The 15,890-nt window shown below is 69.4% G+C and carries 14 protein-coding genes; 8 read left to right on the top strand and 6 right to left on the bottom strand.

Going from position 1 to position 15,890, the window contains the following annotated elements; all coding sequences use genetic code 11:
* The first annotated feature begins 322 nt into the window (after nucleotides 1–322).
* Nucleotides 323–622, top strand: coding sequence for a helix-turn-helix transcriptional regulator (locus DMC64_RS32890; RefSeq protein ID WP_228694901.1), 300 nt, complete (start codon nucleotides 323–325; stop codon nucleotides 620–622).
* Between the two features lie 195 nt (nucleotides 623–817).
* On the opposite strand, the gene DMC64_RS32885 is transcribed toward DMC64_RS32890, so the two are convergent.
* Nucleotides 818–1,432: a (2Fe-2S)-binding protein gene (locus DMC64_RS32885; protein WP_125736671.1), complete on the bottom strand. Its 615-nt coding sequence runs from the start codon at nucleotides 1,430–1,432 to the stop codon at nucleotides 818–820.
* Nucleotides 1,432–2,292: a putative RNA methyltransferase gene (locus tag DMC64_RS32880; RefSeq protein ID WP_125736670.1), complete on the bottom strand. Its 861-nt coding sequence runs from the start codon at nucleotides 2,290–2,292 to the stop codon at nucleotides 1,432–1,434. Before DMC64_RS32880 ends, DMC64_RS32885 begins: the two co-directional genes overlap by 1 nt.
* A 175-nt stretch (nucleotides 2,293–2,467) precedes the next feature.
* Between DMC64_RS32880 and DMC64_RS32875 the strand changes: the two genes are divergently transcribed.
* From DMC64_RS32875 to DMC64_RS32855, 5 genes are all read left to right on the top strand, one after another.
* On the top strand, nucleotides 2,468–3,862 hold the full coding sequence (locus DMC64_RS32875) for an ammonium transporter (RefSeq protein WP_199755175.1): 1,395 nt from the start codon (nucleotides 2,468–2,470) through the stop codon (nucleotides 3,860–3,862).
* On the top strand, nucleotides 3,859–4,197 hold the full coding sequence (locus DMC64_RS32870) for a P-II family nitrogen regulator (RefSeq protein WP_038509839.1): 339 nt from the start codon (nucleotides 3,859–3,861) through the stop codon (nucleotides 4,195–4,197). Before DMC64_RS32875 ends, DMC64_RS32870 begins: the two co-directional genes overlap by 4 nt.
* 9 nt (nucleotides 4,198–4,206) lie before the next feature.
* Nucleotides 4,207–6,522 carry a [protein-PII] uridylyltransferase gene (locus DMC64_RS32865; RefSeq protein ID WP_125736669.1) on the top strand — a complete coding sequence of 772 codons (2,316 nt, stop codon included), beginning with the start codon at nucleotides 4,207–4,209 and terminating at the stop codon, nucleotides 6,520–6,522.
* 86 nt (nucleotides 6,523–6,608) lie between these two features.
* Nucleotides 6,609–6,980: a hypothetical protein gene (locus tag DMC64_RS32860; RefSeq protein ID WP_037342305.1), complete on the top strand. Its 372-nt coding sequence runs from the start codon at nucleotides 6,609–6,611 to the stop codon at nucleotides 6,978–6,980.
* A 50-nt stretch (nucleotides 6,981–7,030) separates the two neighbouring features.
* The gene (locus DMC64_RS32855; RefSeq protein ID WP_037342306.1) at nucleotides 7,031–7,870 is read left to right on the top strand and encodes a Ku protein; all 840 of its coding nucleotides are present in this window, start codon (nucleotides 7,031–7,033) and stop codon (nucleotides 7,868–7,870) included.
* Between the two features lie 246 nt (nucleotides 7,871–8,116).
* Here the strand turns inward: DMC64_RS32855 and DMC64_RS32850 are convergent, their stop codons facing one another.
* From DMC64_RS32850 to DMC64_RS32835, 4 genes are read right to left on the bottom strand one after another with little or no spacing between them, the layout of a single operon-like run.
* Nucleotides 8,117–9,121, bottom strand: coding sequence for a C40 family peptidase (locus DMC64_RS32850; protein WP_125736668.1), 1,005 nt, complete (start codon nucleotides 9,119–9,121; stop codon nucleotides 8,117–8,119).
* 8 nt (nucleotides 9,122–9,129) lie between these two features.
* A complete protein-coding gene (locus DMC64_RS32845) occupies nucleotides 9,130–9,612 on the bottom strand; it encodes a poly-gamma-glutamate biosynthesis protein PgsC/CapC (RefSeq protein ID WP_037342308.1) in 483 nt (160 codons plus the stop codon).
* Nucleotides 9,612–10,793 (bottom strand): poly-gamma-glutamate synthase PgsB, encoded by a 1,182-nt coding sequence (pgsB, locus tag DMC64_RS32840; protein ID WP_037342309.1) that lies wholly within the window; start codon nucleotides 10,791–10,793, stop codon nucleotides 9,612–9,614. Before pgsB ends, DMC64_RS32845 begins: the two co-directional genes overlap by 1 nt.
* Nucleotides 10,790–13,135: a HAMP domain-containing protein gene (locus tag DMC64_RS32835; RefSeq protein ID WP_125736667.1), complete on the bottom strand. Its 2,346-nt coding sequence runs from the start codon at nucleotides 13,133–13,135 to the stop codon at nucleotides 10,790–10,792. The genes pgsB and DMC64_RS32835 overlap by 4 nt, the downstream gene beginning before the upstream one ends.
* A 211-nt stretch (nucleotides 13,136–13,346) precedes the next feature.
* Here DMC64_RS32835 and DMC64_RS32830 point away from each other — a divergent pair, with 211 nt between their 5' ends.
* Together DMC64_RS32830 and ffh are read left to right on the top strand one after the other, a co-directional pair.
* Complete coding sequence (locus tag DMC64_RS32830) at nucleotides 13,347–14,234, top strand: hypothetical protein (protein ID WP_233629896.1); 888 nt, start codon at nucleotides 13,347–13,349, stop codon at nucleotides 14,232–14,234.
* Between the two features lie 117 nt (nucleotides 14,235–14,351).
* Nucleotides 14,352–15,887, top strand: coding sequence for a signal recognition particle protein (ffh, locus tag DMC64_RS32825; RefSeq protein ID WP_007032900.1), 1,536 nt, complete (start codon nucleotides 14,352–14,354; stop codon nucleotides 15,885–15,887).
* Nucleotides 15,888–15,890 lie beyond the last annotated feature (3 nt).

Here is a 15,890-nt window from a genome sequence, read left to right as displayed (position 1 = left end):
ATCCGCGATCGCCGGCGCGGTGCGTCGGTGAGCACTCACCCGACACTGCCCGCGCACCCGGGGGCACCGGTAGTCACACGTTCTTGCGTGACATGAATCGACTAGTTCGTACTTGTCACACAAACCGACGATGCGCTTTTCCTGTCGGAGGGGTTTGCTGGAGAAGGAGGGAGACCTAGAGGGGGGAGGCCGGTCTATGTCCACGAGCCCGGTGATGGGATTTCCTGCGTCGTCGCTACACGATCTCGCGCGGCAGCGGGCGACGGTCGTCACGGAGGACGAAACCGTACGAAAGCTGGCGAGATCACTCGTCAGACGTGTCATGGAACTGAACGACGGGGGCGCCGTGCAGCGGAAACCGCTGCTCGACGTCACCGAACACGGCGTCAGATGCCTGCTCGTTCCGGTGGCGCCGGAACCGCACGACCTGCTCAGCCCGCGCGAGCACGAGGTGGCGCGCATGGTCGGCCGCGGCTATACGAACAAGCAGATCGCCGGCGTACTGGAAATCAGCCTGAACACGGTTTCCGCGCATATGCGCCGGATCTTCACCAAACTGGGGGTCGGCAGCCGGGCGGCGATGGTGGCCGCGTTGACCGGTGAGAATCTCGCCGCCGGATGAGGCGGGATTCCCACCTGTACCGATCGGCCGCACTCGCGTGATCGAGGGCGGAACTCACGTGATCGAAGGCGTAACTCGCGTGATCAGCGGCGGAACACTCCGAGTGCGGCTCCAATCACGCGAGTCACGTCCCTGATCACGCGAGTCACGTCTTTGCTCACGGACATTCGCCTTGTCCCGTAAAGAAACCGCGCACTAACCGAGAGCGGCGCGAAGCCGCCGGTCCCGTTCTTCCGGGGTCTGCCGGGGGCAACTGGTGCACTTCGGATTGCCGGCTTCGTAGATCAGGCAACAGGAAGCACGGCGCACCACGGTGTTCCGTCCGACCCGGGAGAACCGAGGCTCCGGCATCCCGAGCCCGATCGCGGCCACAAGCGGTGCCGCCAGCGCGATCGCCCGTTCGGTGTCGCCGGTCCACAGCAGGCGGTTGCCGATGGAATCCGTCGCGATCGCGCCCAGCGCGCGCGGATTCGCTTTGGTGACAGCCGAAATCGTGCCGATCGCGGTGCTCAGCGTTCCGGCGAACGCGGCACCGAGTTCGGCAAGACCGCCGTCGAGGGTCCGGGAAGACCGGGCGCCGGTGAAACGGCCGTCCGGCACGAGGTCGATCGTGACGGCGTCGAGTGACGGGTCCAAGGGTTCGCCGCGGACGAGGGATTCCACCGAAGGAGCGACGAGGACGGAGGAGAGCGAGTACCACCAGATCGTGCCGAGGACTTCGGGCCGTGAGCAGCCGTAGAGCTTCGCGGCGCCGCCGATGCGGGCGCTGACCCAGGCGGCGTCGGCGAGCAGTGTCGCGGGTGCCTCCATCAGGACACCGGCCGGTACAGCGTGACACTGAACGAAGTGGTGACGTCCACCGATCCGGTGATCGCGTCGAGGCGTTCACGCCGACCGTCGCGGTGGAGGTGATGCGCGCTCGGGCCCATCTCCACCACCTGACGGATCTGGCCGGGCGTCAACGTCACCTGCTGGGTGACCTCGTGCCGGTCCACCCGGGTGAAGCGTTCGCCGAGGGTGTCCTCCAGCCGCGCGTCCTTGCTGCCGTCGACGGAGATCACCAGGTCGCCCAGCTCCCGGAGGTGGCCGGGGTTCGGCGTCGCGACGACCAGCAGCCCGTCCTTCGTCAGGACGCGGTGGAACTGCGGGGCGTTGCGCGGTGCGAAGACGTTGAGGATCAGCGACGCGCTCGAATCCGCCACCGGCCAGGGCTCCCAGAGATTCCACACGGCCGCGCCCGCGCGCGTGTGCGCGCGAGCGGCCCGGCGCAGGGCGACGGCGGAGACGTCGAGCGCCAGTCCGTACGCGGCGGGAACGGCGTCGAGCACGTGCGCGAGGTAGTAGCCCGTGCCCGCGCCGGCGTCGATGACCATCCCGTTCTCGATGTGTTCCGAAGCCACCTTCGCGAGGGCGTCGGCGAGGGGCCGGTAGACACCCGACGAGAGGAGGTCGACCCGGGCCGCGACCATCGGCGCCGTGTCCGCGGTACCCGCCGGGATGCGGGCATGCAGAAGGTTGACGTAACCCTGCTTCGCCACGTCGAACGAGTGGCCCCGATCGCAACGCACCGTGCGCTCGGTTACCCCGACCGGGTCACCGCAGACCGAACACCGCAACGACCGGACGATCGCCGGTGGCAGAGGGTCATGGCCGGATACACGCGCGTTCATGGCCCTATTCGACCACGAGGTTTCGCAACCGGACAGAACGCACCAGGTCAGCGGAAACCTGGCCGTAACAACGCCGCACCGACAGTTCACGCGGGTGAAACCTGAATCGCCGCCCGAGGAAACACCCCGGTCCAAAGATTCCTGCGCAGTACACCCCAGGCACGGGAGGAAGATTGTGCTGAACGCAGGAGACACCGCATGGGTGTTGATCAGCGCCGCGCTGGTCATGCTCATGACACCGGGATTGGCGTTCTTCTACGGCGGCATGGTCCGCGCGAAGAGCGTTCTGAACATGTTGATGATGAACTTCATCGCGCTCGCCGTAGTCGGTGTCCTCTGGACGCTGTACGGCTTCACGATGGCGTTCGGCAACGACGTGGGCGGCGGGTTGCTCGGGAACTTCGACTTCGCGGGTCTCTCGACCATCTCCGGCAAACTCGCCGGATTCGCGACCGCCGCGACCAGCACCACGCCCGAGGTCGCCTGGCCCGGCGCGGACGCGCTGCCGCTGTTCGCCTTCGTGATGTTCCAGCTGATGTTCGCGATCATCACGCCCGCGCTGATCTCCGGTGCCATCGCCGACCGCGCCAAGTTCTGGGGCTGGACGCTGTTCGTCGCGGTGTGGGTGACCATCGTGTACTTCCCGGTCGCGCACTGGGTGTTCTCGTTCAACGGCTTCATCAGCGCCGATTCCGTCGGCGGCTGGATCGCCAACCAGCTCAAGGCGCTCGACTTCGCCGGCGGTACCGCGGTCCACATCAACGCCGGTGCGGCGGGTCTCGCGCTCGCGATCGTGCTCGGCAAGCGCAAGGGCTGGCCGAAGGGCACCGGACGCCCGCACAACGTGCCGTTCGTGCTCCTGGGTGCCGCGCTGCTGTGGTTCGGCTGGTACGGCTTCAACGCCGGCTCGTCGCTGGCCGCCAACGACCTCGCCGCCGTCGCCTTCACCAACACCACCGTCGCGACCGCGGCCGCCGTGCTCGGCTGGCTGATCATCGAGCAGATCAAGGTCGGCAAGCCGACCACCCTCGGCGCCGCTTCCGGTGCCGTCGCGGGTCTCGTCGCGATCACCCCGGCGGCGGGTTTCGTCAGCCCGCTGGGCGCCATCGCCATCGGTCTCATCGCCGGTGCCCTGTGCGCCCTGGCGATCAGCCTCAAGTTCCGCTTCGGTTTCGACGACTCCCTCGACGTCGTCGGCGTCCACCTCGTGGGTGGTCTCGTCGGCACGCTGCTCATCGGCTTCTTCGGCACCACCAGCGTCAACTCGCTCGGCGTCGACGGCCTCTTCTACGGCGGCGGCCTCGGCCAGCTGGGCAAGCAGGCGCTCGCGGCGGCCGTGGTCCTCGGCTACTCGTTCGTGCTGACCTTCGTCATCGGCTGGGTGATCAAGAAGCTCGGCGGATTCCGCGTCAGCGCGGAGGACGAGGTCAGTGGTATCGATGAGGCCCAGCACGCGGAGAGCGCGTACGACTTCACCGGTTCGGGCGGCGGCCTCGGCCAGCCGAGCTCCATCCCGGTCAGGACGTCCACCGGAACCGCGGCCACGAAACTCGAGGAGAGCAAGGCATGAAGCTGATCACCGCGATCGTCAAGCCGTTCACGCTCGACGACGTCCGCTCCTCGCTGGAGCAGCTGGGCGTGCTCGGCATGACGGTCAGTGAGGTACAGGGCTACGGCAGGCAGAAGGGCCACACCGAGGTCTACCGGGGTGCCGAGTACTCCGTGGACTTCGTGGCGAAGCTGCGGGTCGAGGTCGTCACCGACGACTCCAACGTCGAGAAGGTCCTCGACGCGATCACCACGGCGGCCCACACCGGCAAGATCGGTGACGGGAAGATCTGGGTGACACCGGTGGAGACGGTCATCCGGGTACGCACCGGCGAGCGCGGCTCGGACGCCCTATAGGCGCCCACGATGGCCGACGGGGGTGAACTGGTCAAGGCCACCGAGCGTTTGCTCGAAGGCAGGCACGGGAGGTTGGGCGCGGCCGCGTTGCGCGCGGCATGCGTCGACCTCTACGAATTCTGGTTGGGCAAGGGCGCTTCGGCGGCCGGCGTCGACACCGCTGAACCCGGTGTCGCGCTGGCCGCCGTCGGCGGCCTGGGGCGCAGCGAACTGGTGCCCTTCTCCGATCTCGATCTGTTGTTGCTGCACAACGGGAACTCGCGGGTCGGCGAGATCGCGGACGCGATCTGGTACCCGTTGTGGGACGCCAAGATCGGCCTCGATCACTCGGTCCGCACACCGGGTGAGGCGCTGAAGGTGGCGTCGGAGGATCTGCGGACCGCGATGGGGCTGCTCGACATCCGCCACATCTCCGGAGACGCGGAGATCACCGCCAGGCTGGCCGCCGCGGCACGGGACCAGTGGCGGCGGACCGCCCGGAAACGGATGGACGAACTGTCGGACGCGGTCCGTCAGCGCTGGGCCCGCAGCGGTGAGATCGCACAGTCCGCCGAGCCGGATCTCAAGCACGGCCGAGGCGGGCTTCGCGACTTCGCCGTCCTCGAAGCGCTGGCGGCGGCACAGCTGACGGCGAGGCCCGGCGAGGAACTGTTGGCGGCCAAGAGCCTGCTGCTCGACGTCCGGACGGAACTGCGTCGCGAACTGCGCCGGGAGCGGGACATCCTCAGCGCGCCGGAAGCCGAGACGGTCGCGGGCGAACTCGGCTTCGGCGATCGGTTCACGTTGGCGCGCAAGCTTTCCGGCGCCGGGCGGACGATCGCGTACGCGGTCGACGTCGCGCTCCGGTCCACTGTGGAGCCACCGAAGGCACGGTTCGGCCGCCGTCCGGTGCGGACGCCGCTCGACGAGGGTGTCGTCCTGCACGGCAACGAGGTCGCGCTGGCGCGGGACGCCTTGCCCGCCAAGGATCCGGCCCTGCTGCTGCGGGTCGCCGCGGCGTCGGCCCGGATCCGCAAGCCCATCGCGCACGGCACCTTGCGAGCGCTCGCCGACACCGCGCCCGAACTGCGTGCGCCGTGGCCCGCCGACGCCCTCAAGGCGCTGGTGGAACTGCTCGGCGCGGGCGAGGGACTCGTCGACGCCGTGGAGGCGCTGGACCGTACGGGCCTTTGGGCGCGGCTGTTCCCCGAATGGGGCGCGGTGCGGGATCTCCCGCCGAGGTCGCCGGTGCATTCGTGGACCGTCGACCGGCATCTCGTGCGGGCCGCGGTCGAGGCGTCGAAACTGACGACCACCGTCTCGCGGCCGGATCTGCTGTTGATCGGCGCGTTGCTGCACGACATCGGCAAGGGCCGCGACGCGGACCATTCCGAACTCGGCGCGAAGATCAGCGCGCAGGTGGCGGCCCGGCTCGGGTTGTCGACGGCCGATTCGGCGCTGGTGTCGGCGATGGTGCGGCATCACCTGTTGCTGCCGCATACCGCGACGCGGCGCGACATCAGCGATCCCGCCACGATCCAGCGGGTCACGAAGACCCTCGACGAGAACCTCGTGCTGCTGGAACTGCTGCACGCCCTGACGACGGCCGATTCGCTGGCCACCGGGCCGGGCGTGTGGACGGACTGGAAGGCGCGCCTGCTCGCCGAACTGGTTTCCGGTTGCGAAGAAGCGTTGCACGGCAAGGGGTTCGTGCCGCCGGAGCCGATGGGCGCCGAACAACGGGAGCTCGTCGCCGAAGCCGTCGCGTCCGGCCGCGGCGAGGTGCGCATCACCGCCGCCGGCAAGGTGGTGACGGTGGTGCTGGCGGTCCCCGCTCGCGCGGAACTGCTGGCTCCCGCGGCCGGGGTGCTCGCGCTGAACTCGCTCGAAGTCCACGCGGCGGTGCTGCGCGGGCACGACGGAGGACGGGCGGGAGTCTTCACGGCGTCACCGAAGTTCGGCTCGCTGCCCGACGTCACACTGCTGCGGGAGCAGTTCGCGCGGGCGGTGGCGGGGACGCTGCCGCTCACGCAGCGGCTCGCGGCGAAGGAACGGGACTACGGCGGAGGGGAGACGCCGCCGGCCGGGGCGAAGGTGATCTGGTTCGACGACGAGACCAGCGGGCGCGACACGGTCGTCGTCGAACTGCGGGCCGCGAACCGGATCGGGCTGCTGTACCGGGTCGCGGGCGCGTTGCGCCGGTGCGAGGCCGAGGTGCGGTGGGCGAAGGTGGCCACGCTCGGCGGTGCCGTCGTCGACTCGTTCGCCGTCGCGCCGCGTAGTGGCCGGGTCGACCAGGCGTGGCGGTCGAAGGTCGAAGCGGCGCTGCTGGCGGCGGCTTCCTGACGTTCGGGGTGTCGTGCGGGTCACGGAAGGTGGCGGTGGCAGGATGTGCGCGGTCGAGACCTGAAGGAGCCGGAGGGGGTGAGCGCGTGCCCGGTCCGCAACGTGTCACGCTGCCGCCGACCGTCGTCGCCTCCCATCTCCGCGCGTGCGCGGACGACCTCGCCGTCTCCCTCACCGCGTCCGGTCCCGCCGCGACCGTGCCCGAGCTTCTCAGTGTGGTCCGGCACCTCGTCGCGGGCCAGCAGGCGCTGGCCATCGCGCTCGAAGGTATGGCGGGCCGGGTCGAAGGGGGCGGCGAAGGCGCGCTGGCCACCGCCCCGACGGTCGACGTCGAGGTGGTCGCCGAAGTGCTCCGTGCGGCGGCCACCGCTGTCGACTGTTCGGCCGAGGCACTCGCCGAATCGCGTCCGTCATTCGAATGTGTGAGCGATTCGGTAGCCCCTGACACCCGTTTGTAGCTGTCCCGCCGCTTCGGCGCGTGGATACGCTGACCAGGCGGAGGTGGGCCATGCGCGCGGTGTGGAAAGGCACGATCGGATTCGGGACCTACGCCATTCCGGTGAAGGCGTACAGCGCGACCGAGGAGCACAACATCCCCCTCCACCAGGTGCACGAGCCGGACGGCGGCCGGGTGCGGGTGAAGTGGGTCTGCGAGGTCGACGGCGCCGAGGTGCCCGCGGCCGAGATCGCGAAGGGGTACCCCGTCCCCAACGGCGACGTCGTCCTGCTGACCGCCGGCGATTTCGCGTCGCTGCTCGCGCCGACCACCCAGTCGATGGACGTCGTCGGCTTCACCCCGGCCGACCAGGTCGACCCGATGTACTTCGCGCGCAGCTACTACCTGGAACCGGAGCCGGCGGGCACCAAGCCGTACGTGCTGTTGAGCGAGGCGCTGCAGCAGTCCGGGCGGATCGCGATCGTCAAGGTGACCTTGCGGCAACGCGAGACGCTGGGCGCGCTGCGCGTGCGGGACCAGGTGATCCTGCTCGAGACGATGCTGTGGCCCGACGAGATCCGACGGCCCGACTTCCCGTTCCTGCACGAGGACGTCGATCTGCGGCGCGGAGAACTGCGGAACGCGGTCTCGCTGATCGAAGACCTCACGCGGGATTTCGAGCCCGGCCGGTACACCGATCGCTACCGTGAGGCGCTCGAAGCGCTCATCCAAGCCAAACTGGACGGCGACGACGTCCTCCAGCCGACCGCGGCCGAACAGGCCGAAGGTGTGACGCGGCTGCTGGCCGCCTTGCAGCAGGGCCCGGTCGAGAAGGCCAACGAAGCGGCGGAGAAGGCACGCCAGGCGCGGACGCGGGCGAAGCGGGCTTCGTCGTCGGCCAAGACCAGTTGAGTAGATCTACTCAGGGGGAGTTGGGGGTCTTCACGCTGCCGTGACCCCAGGGTGACCGGGCAAGGTTATGCCATCGCGCGGAGAGAGCGCGGGCAGCGAATCGCCTGGTACTGGGGGTCCGGCGATACCGAGTCCCGCGAAGCTCGCCAAGTGTGCTTACGGTCGGCTCGCGGGGAGGCGAGCCTTCCGTAGGGGCTCCGGTACCGGTCTGCGAGGGGCGATCGGTCCCGGAGCCCTGTTTGCGTGCTAGAGCCGCTTCGCCGCACGGAACGCCTTCGCGTAGGTGCCTTCGCCGTCGATCAGCGACGTGCCGCCGGCGTCGCCGAAGGTCGGGCCGTTCGCGACCTTCCGGCTCGACAGGACCCGCCGCCTGCCGTCACTGTCGAGACCGAGATAGATGCCCGTATGCGACACCCGGGGCCCGAGCGCCGGCTCCAGGTTGAAGAACAGCAGATCGCCGGGCTGGAGGGCCGAATAGTCCACGGCCTGCGTCTTGGCGTCCTCGATCAACGGGGTGCCCGGCCCGAGCTCCGACATCGCCCAGGCACGCCGCGGCAACCCCGGCCCTTTCGTGTTGCCGCCGAGCAGCGGGTAACCCGCGCGGTAGCCGTAGACCATGCGCACGAAGCCGGAGCAGTCGAGCGAGCCGAACCGCGCCCGCTCCGCCTTCTCGTGCTTGTCGGGGAAATCCCAGTCGATGCCGAGGTAGTCGTAGAAGTCCGACTTTTCGAGGCGGCCTTCCGCGCTGTCGGGACCGAAGGCCGCGTCGCCCGCTATACGGAGCTTCTTGGATGTCTGGGGAGCGAAACCGTCGGTGTATTGCAGGGCTATCGCCAGCAGGTCCGGCGACGTGTCTCCGAGGGCCTTGGGCAGCCAGTCGCGGAACCACGCTTCGTTCTCCGCGCCCGCTTTCCACGGCTCGGGAGCGAACCGGATCCAGGCGGACGAGGTGACGGTGGCCGTGGTGAACTTCGGTTCGGCGAACGTCCGGCTCTTACCGGTCAGCATGGCCGAGCGGGATCCGTCGGTGAGGGCCGCCAGTTGAGTGCCGAGAGAATCCCGGACGACGGTCCTGGCGGGGTTTTCGAGCCGTTCGTAGGTGTATCCGCCGATCGCGGCGTCGCGATCCGGGACCGCCGAAGCCGACACCGCGGTGATGTCCTGCTTCTCCTGCTTCGCGACGTACACCGCCGCGGTGCCCGACACCCCGATCACCGCGGCCAGCACACCGATCCGGATCGCTTTGCGCATCGACGTCCTCACAACGTGGGAACCAGCCCGACCAGCACCCCGCTGATCAGGATCGCGTAACTGGCGAGGCTCACGCCCCCGGTGGCGAGGACGGTCGCGGCCGGCGGTTGCCGGACCAGCTGGTAGGCCACCAGCCCGGGGACCACGAAGCCCAGCGTCTGGTGCACGAACAGCAGCGGGAAGTCGGCCTGCAGGACCAGCAGCAGGGTGGTCTGCAGGACGACCCCCAGCAGGACCACCGCGGCGAACAGGCGTTTGCCGTAGAGGATCACCACCCGCTGCAGGATCTTGGTGCCCGCATAGGTCAGTGCGGTCATGAGCACGATGATCGCCGCGCGCCGGAAGTCCTCGACGATGGTCAGCGCGATCCAGCCGGGCGTGATCATGCCGCCGGGGGACAGATTCGTGGTCAGGTAGCAGACCAGGGAAAGCAGCAGTCCGATGGCGAGCCCGATGGTGGCGACCTCGGGGGAGAGCGAAGTGGTGAGCATCAGGAGGCGGCCGTTTCCAGTTTCGCGAGTTCGTCGATGAGCAGTTCGCCCTGACCGTGGATGTTGCCGATGGCGATCAGCGAAGCGTGCCGGTCGATACCTCCGATGATCTTGCGCAGCAGCTCTTCGGACGGCCGTGAGCCGCCGAGGTCGACGACGCGGTCCTGCCACTCGTCGGGGATCGCGATCCGGGCGCTGCGCGTCGGCTCACCGATCAGCACCACCCGTTCCGGTGCGACCCGCGGGATCAGCGCGCCCATCTGGCCGTTGCGTTCGACCCGGTCGGGGCGGCAGTTGATGATCACGTGCAGCGGATCGGCGATCGCCCCCTGCGCACGGAGCTGGTCGATGTTCATCAGGGTCGATTCGGGATCGTTGGCGGCGAAGACGTTCGCGAAGCGCACGAGCCGCCGTCCCGCGCGGTAGCGGTGGACCTGGAGCACCCCGGGGTCGGGCGGTGCGTCCCACATCCCTTCCAGCGCCAGGCGCCGGTTGACCTTGAGCAGGTCGGCGACGGCCAGCGCGATCGCCACGTTCTCCTTGAACGTGATCCAGCCGAATCCGCGCATCTCCTCGTCGGTGACGCTCTCCGGATCGACGGCGATCAGGCGGCAGTTCCGTTTGTCCGCCTCCTCCTGGAGGATCGCGAGCCGGTCCTTCTCCGCGGTGAGACAGATCCCGCCGACCGGCATCGAACGGCTCAGCGAGCGTGCCACGTCGTCCAGCGTCGGGCCCATCTCCGCGAGATGGTCCTCCCGGACGTTGCACAGCACGCCGATGGTGGAGCGGATCAGCTTGCTCTGGTTGATCTCCTGGAGATCCGGCATCACCGCCATGCACTCGATCACCAGCGCGTCGGGCCGGTACGCGGCGGCACGGCGGACGATGCCGATCTGCTCGACGACGTTGGCGATGCCGAACTTGCGGTAGACCGGCTCCTCACTGCCGTCGGGGTGGATGAACCGGGCCGCCGTGCCGGTCGTCTTCGCGGTCGTCACGAGGCCGCCGCCCCGCAGCGCGCCCGCGCAGAGGCGCGTGATCGACGATTTCCCGCGGATGCCGTTGACCAGTACCCGGGTCGGGATGCTGTGCAGATTGCGATAGTGGCGACGCTGTTCGGCGACGCCCGCCGCGAGCATCGCGACCGAGGCCGTGAGGAGCACGAAATAGAGGAACGTCATCGCCGGCTCCGGCCTCGTTCCGCCAATTCGGGCTCACGGTGCCGCCGTGCCTGCGGCTCGGCCGGCCGCGGCGCGCGGGGTTTCCCCGGCTGTGGTTCGCGCCTCCGGGCCTGCCGTGGCCGCTCACGATCGGGCTCGATCCGCTGGAGCAGTTTGGTCTCGTCGGTCGCCGCGCCGACCGGACGGCGGACCTCGCCGAGGCGGGCCTTGCCGTCGGTCAGCGCTTGACGGCAGATCTCGACACAGGAAGCGATGGTGCCGATCTCGTCCTGGCGCTGGGGGTAGACCACCGCGCCCATGCCGACGCCCTTGGCGATCGGCACGGCGCTTTCGGCCACCCGCCGCAACGGCAGGACGACGACCAGCAGGTGCCAGGCGAACGACATCAGGGCGACGACGGCCGTGAGGAGCGCGGCGACCCTGGCACCCGAGCGCACGGTGTTGTCGGCGACGCCCAGGTCGCCGATCGGCTGGTCGGCGACCACGACCCAGTTCAGCTCGGCGACACTGCCCTCGTCGGCGAGGCGGCTCGCGACGACCAGGGACGAATCGGTGCTCTCACGGGCCTCCTTGCCGGATTGTGCGGTGACGACGTTCTTCACCAGCACGGAGTCGGTGAGTTCGGAGAAGGCGAGGTAACCCTGGGTGTCGGCGATGGTCCGCTTGCCCTCGTCGACCACCCGGACGCGGCCACCGGCCGAGCCGAGCACCGACGCCATCCTCGGTATGTCGTACTCGGCGACCAAGACGTTCTTCGAGTCCGGCAACTGCGCGAAGGCGTACACCACGGGCACCCGGCCGCTGGTGTTGTGCTGGCGGATACCCGAACCCTCGGGCAGCTTCCCCGTATCGCGAAGCGACTCGCGCCCCTCGCTGTGCAGCACCTTGCCTTCCACGTCGGCGACGTAGACGCTGCGGAACCGGCTTTCGTTCTCGGCGAGCTCCCCGAGCATGCCGTCGAGCCGGTCAGGCCGCACCGTGGACCCGAGCCGGGCGACGGAGCGCAGATCGCCGAGACCCTGGGCGAGGCTGCGACGCAGGGTTTCCGCCGAATGCGTGACGCGGCCGCCGTACTCGCTGAGCACGGCGGGGGAGACCGCGGCGTGCTGGCGGCCGAGGGTCGCGGCGACGGCGACCGACCAGCCGAGCAGCGCGAGCGTGACCATCGCGACGGCGAGCTGCGCGGAGAGGATCGGCTTCACCTTGGCACCGGGCCGTCGCCTGGCGAGTTTCGACCGGTAGCGCTCCACCGCGCGGGTCAGCCGGTTCACCTCGCGGATCCTGGATTGCCGCACCGGCTTGCCGAGCTCGCCCGCCGCGACCGCGAGCGCGTCGGCACGAAGGCGGAGGACCGGTCGCACGACGGTGCGCCGCAGCAGCACGAACCCGGCGATGGCGAGTACCAGCAGGACGGCGGCCGGAATCAGGCCCGGCCAGCGGACCGGCACCGGCTCGACCGGGAACCGGCTGAGGGTGACGGCCGACATTCCGAGACTTCCCGTGGTGCCGTCCGACACGATCGGGGCATAGGACACGACCGGTGCGATCCGCTCGCCCGGTTTGGCCGGATCCGTCGCGGCGTCGCCGGTGAGCACACCTGATTCCCCCGTTGCGGCGGCCGCCGCCGCGCGGGTGAGCAGGCTCTGGGCGACGCTGTCGGTTTCGGGTACGTCGGCGCCGGACGACGAGAGCAACGCGCCGTCCGGGGTGACCAGCCGGATCTGCCGCACGGTGCCGTTGTCGAGCTCGGCCGAGACACCGCGCAGCGGGGTCGACACGACGAGGAGCCTGCCGGCGCGGGCGCCGGTGAGCGGCAGCGCGGTGAGGACGAGCGGACTGTCGCCGGGCCGGGCGATCGGACGGACGACGAGGTTCGTGACGTCGACGTCACGGAGGTTCTCGACCGCCACCGGCTCACCATGGGTGGCCACGACCCTCTTCGCGGCGGGGTCGAAGACGGCGATTCCGCGCCAGTCGGGGTACGTCTCGCCGAGGCGGGCGAGAACCGCGTTGTCGGAGGTCTCGTCGAACACGCCGGAGTCGAGGGCGACGCGCAGGTCACCCGCCGCCGAGGTGGCCGAGGTGGCCAGCGTCTGGGCGAGCGCGGTGGTCGCTCGCTGCCTGCCCGCGGTGACCTCGTCCGGGACCTGCCCGTCCGTGTCCGCGCGGAGCAGCGAGAGCGGCCCGGCCGTCGACAGGTAGAGGGCGGTGAAGGCGGTGATCACCAGGAGCAGGACGAAGGTCGTCACGGAGGCGACCCCGACACCGCGGGGGAAGCCCGCTTCCGGGATCTGGTCGCGCAGGCGCGCCGCGGGGTCGGGCTGGTCCTTCTGCCGCTTCACTGGCCTTTGGCCCTTCGATTCAATCGGCTGACTCGCGGCTCACGTCGGCCTATAGCGGAACGTGTTCCCGATCGGGTTACAGCGAGGTATCAAAAGTGTCGGCGAGGACGTTACAGTCCGCTTCAATGTCGGCAAAGCGCGGATCAGACTACCCGTTCGGGTTAATCAGTAGAGTCGGGTGGTGATCAGCCGAACTCGAATGTTGCTCAGTGTGACCGGCGTAGCCGTCGCGCTGGCCTTGGTGCTGACCCTCGTGCTGGTCCTCGGTGACGACGAGTCACCGCGACCCCCTCTCGACCTGGAGGCCGACCTGAGTTCGCTGGTCGCGGGATTCACGTCGTCGCTTTCCGCTGAGCAGGACTACCGGTCGCCCGAGGCGGGAGAACGTCGCACGGCCGCCGCCGGATTCGCCGCGGTGCTGGACGCCGCGCCCGCCGGTGCGGCGGACCTCGGAAAGCTCGGTTTCGCGGTGCGCGACGGGGTGGACCGCAAGAACGGGCGGCCCTACACGCTGGTGATGAACGAATCCGGTACCGAGCGCTCCTGGGGGATGTACTTGATCGACAGGTCGGCTCCGCCGTCGCTGGTGGTCGAGGTCCCGCACCCCGCGTCCGATCTCCGCACGGAGTCGTTCGGCCTCGACTACTTCCGCCGGGTGCCGGGTGCGGTGCTGCTGATCGCGGGCGCGCACCGGAAGGCCGACGATGGCCGCGCCGACGTCGCGCACGAGGTGGACTCCGTCTTCCACGTGGTGGCCACCACCCTGGCCGGACGAGGTCTGCCGCAGGTCCAGCTGCACGGCTTCGACGACCAGAACATGCCCGACGACGACATCGTGCTCTCGTCCGGCGCGACGGTGGCCGGCCCATCCGCCCGGCGCGCCGCCGATCGGCTCGCCAGCGCTGGGCTCGCCGTCTGCCGGGCTTGGGAATCGTCCTGCGGAGCGCTGGAGGGGATGAAGAACGTTCAAGGCAAGGCGGCGGCGAAGGGCGGCATGGTCTTCCTGCACGTCGAGATGAGCCGTACGGTCCGCGAATCCAGTGCCGCCCCCGCGAACGTGATCCAGGCTCTGGCCGAAGCCGACCTCCGCGAACCCTGAGCCCGCGCGATCGGGTCTTCTCGACCGTGTCAACGCCCGCCCCGAACACCGACTACCCTGGGAAGCCGCCGGTTCGTACCGGCGAGCCACAACGACCCCGCTGGAGCGTGCACACCCGTGTTCGACACCCTCTCCGATCGGCTCACGTCCGCCCTGCAGACCCTGTCTCGCAAGGGCAGGCTCTCCGACGCCGACATCGACGCCACCGCGCGCGAGATCCGGATCGCGCTGCTCGAGGCGGATGTCGCGCTGTCTGTGGTCAAGGACTTCATCGCCCGGATCAAGGAGCGCGCCAAGGGCGCCGAGGTGCACGGCGCGCTGAACCCGGCGCAGCAGGTCATCAAGATCGTCAACGAGGAACTCGTCACCATCCTCGGCGGCGAGACCAGGCGGCTCACGTTCGCGAAGAACCCGCCGACGGTCATCATGCTCGCGGGTCTGCAGGGTGCCGGTAAGACGACGCTCGCGGGCAAGCTCGCGATGTGGCTGAAGAAGCAGGGCCACGCGCCGATGCTGGTCGCGTGTGACCTCCAGCGCCCCAACGCGGTCACGCAGCTGCAGGTCGTCGGCGAGCGGGCCGGGGTCGCGGTCTTCGCGCCCGAGCCCGGGAACGGCGTCGGCGACCCGGTCGACGTCGCCCGCCGCGCCATCGACGAGGCCAAGCGCGCCCAGCACGACATCGTCCTCGTCGACACCGCCGGCCGTCTCGGCGTCGACGAAGAGCTGATGAAGCAGGCCGCGGACATCCGCGACGCCGTTTCGCCGGACGAGACGCTGTTCGTCGTCGACGCGATGATCGGTCAGGACGCGGTCACCACGGCCGAGGCGTTCCGCGACGGCGTCGGCTTCACCGGTGTCGTGCTCACCAAGCTCGACGGTGACGCCCGCGGTGGTGCCGCGCTTTCGGTCCGCCAGGTCACCGGCCAGCCGATCCTGTTCGCCTCCAACGGCGAGAAGCTCGAAGACTTCGACCTCTTCCACCCGGACCGGATGGCCAGCCGGATCCTCGGCATGGGTGACGTGCTCAGCCTCATCGAGCAGGCCGAGCAGCACTTCGACCAGGAGAAGGCCGAGCAGACCGCGGCCAAACTCGGCAGCGGCCAGCTCACCCTCGAAGACTTCCTCGAGCAGATGCTCGCGGTCCGCAAGATGGGCCCGATCGGCAACCTGCTCGGCATGCTGCCCGGCGCCGGTCAGATGAAGGACCAGCTCGCGCAGGTCGACGACAAGCAGCTCGACAAGCTGCAGGCGATCATCCGCGGGATGACCCCCGCCGAGCGGGCCGACCCGAAGATCATCAACGCCTCGCGTCGCGTGCGGATCTCGAAGGGGTCCGGTGTCGCCGTCCGCGACGTCAACGACCTGGTCAACCGGTTCTTCGAAGCGCGCAAGATGATGGCGCAGATGGCGGGCCGCTTCGGCTTCGGCGGCGGAGGCGGCGGCAGCAAGAACCGCAAGGGCAAGAAGGGGAAGAAGGGCAAGGGGCGCGGCCCGACGCAGCCCAAGGTCCGCGGTGGTTTCCCCGGCGGCATGCCGATGCTGCCCCCTGGCGGCGGGATGCCCGGTGGGATGCCCGACCTTTCGCAGCTCGGCGGCATGAACGACGTACCCGGGTTCGACCCGAAGAAGTTCAAGCTGCCGAAGGACAAGTAGCCC

The sequence above is a fragment of the Amycolatopsis sp. WAC 04197 genome (genome assembly GCF_003947475.1).
GTDB lineage: Bacteria > Actinomycetota > Actinomycetes > Mycobacteriales > Pseudonocardiaceae > Amycolatopsis > Amycolatopsis japonica.
This window is presented reverse-complemented; position numbering and strand designations above follow the sequence as displayed.

Coding starts and splice junctions, on each gene's coding strand:
- DMC64_RS32890 (WP_228694901.1), top strand. CDS start 323: ATGGAACTGAACGACGGGGGCGCCGTGCAGCGGAAACCGCTGCTCGAC.
- DMC64_RS32885 (WP_125736671.1), bottom strand. CDS start 1,432: ATGGAGGCACCCGCGACACTGCTCGCCGACGCCGCCTGGGTCAGCGCC.
- DMC64_RS32880 (WP_125736670.1), bottom strand. CDS start 2,292: ATGAACGCGCGTGTATCCGGCCATGACCCTCTGCCACCGGCGATCGTC.
- DMC64_RS32870 (WP_038509839.1), top strand. CDS start 3,859: ATGAAGCTGATCACCGCGATCGTCAAGCCGTTCACGCTCGACGACGTC.
- DMC64_RS32865 (WP_125736669.1), top strand. CDS start 4,207: ATGGCCGACGGGGGTGAACTGGTCAAGGCCACCGAGCGTTTGCTCGAA.
- DMC64_RS32855 (WP_037342306.1), top strand. CDS start 7,031: ATGCGCGCGGTGTGGAAAGGCACGATCGGATTCGGGACCTACGCCATT.
- DMC64_RS32850 (WP_125736668.1), bottom strand. CDS start 9,121: ATGCGCAAAGCGATCCGGATCGGTGTGCTGGCCGCGGTGATCGGGGTG.
- DMC64_RS32845 (WP_037342308.1), bottom strand. CDS start 9,612: ATGCTCACCACTTCGCTCTCCCCCGAGGTCGCCACCATCGGGCTCGCC.
- pgsB (WP_037342309.1), bottom strand. CDS start 10,793: ATGACGTTCCTCTATTTCGTGCTCCTCACGGCCTCGGTCGCGATGCTC.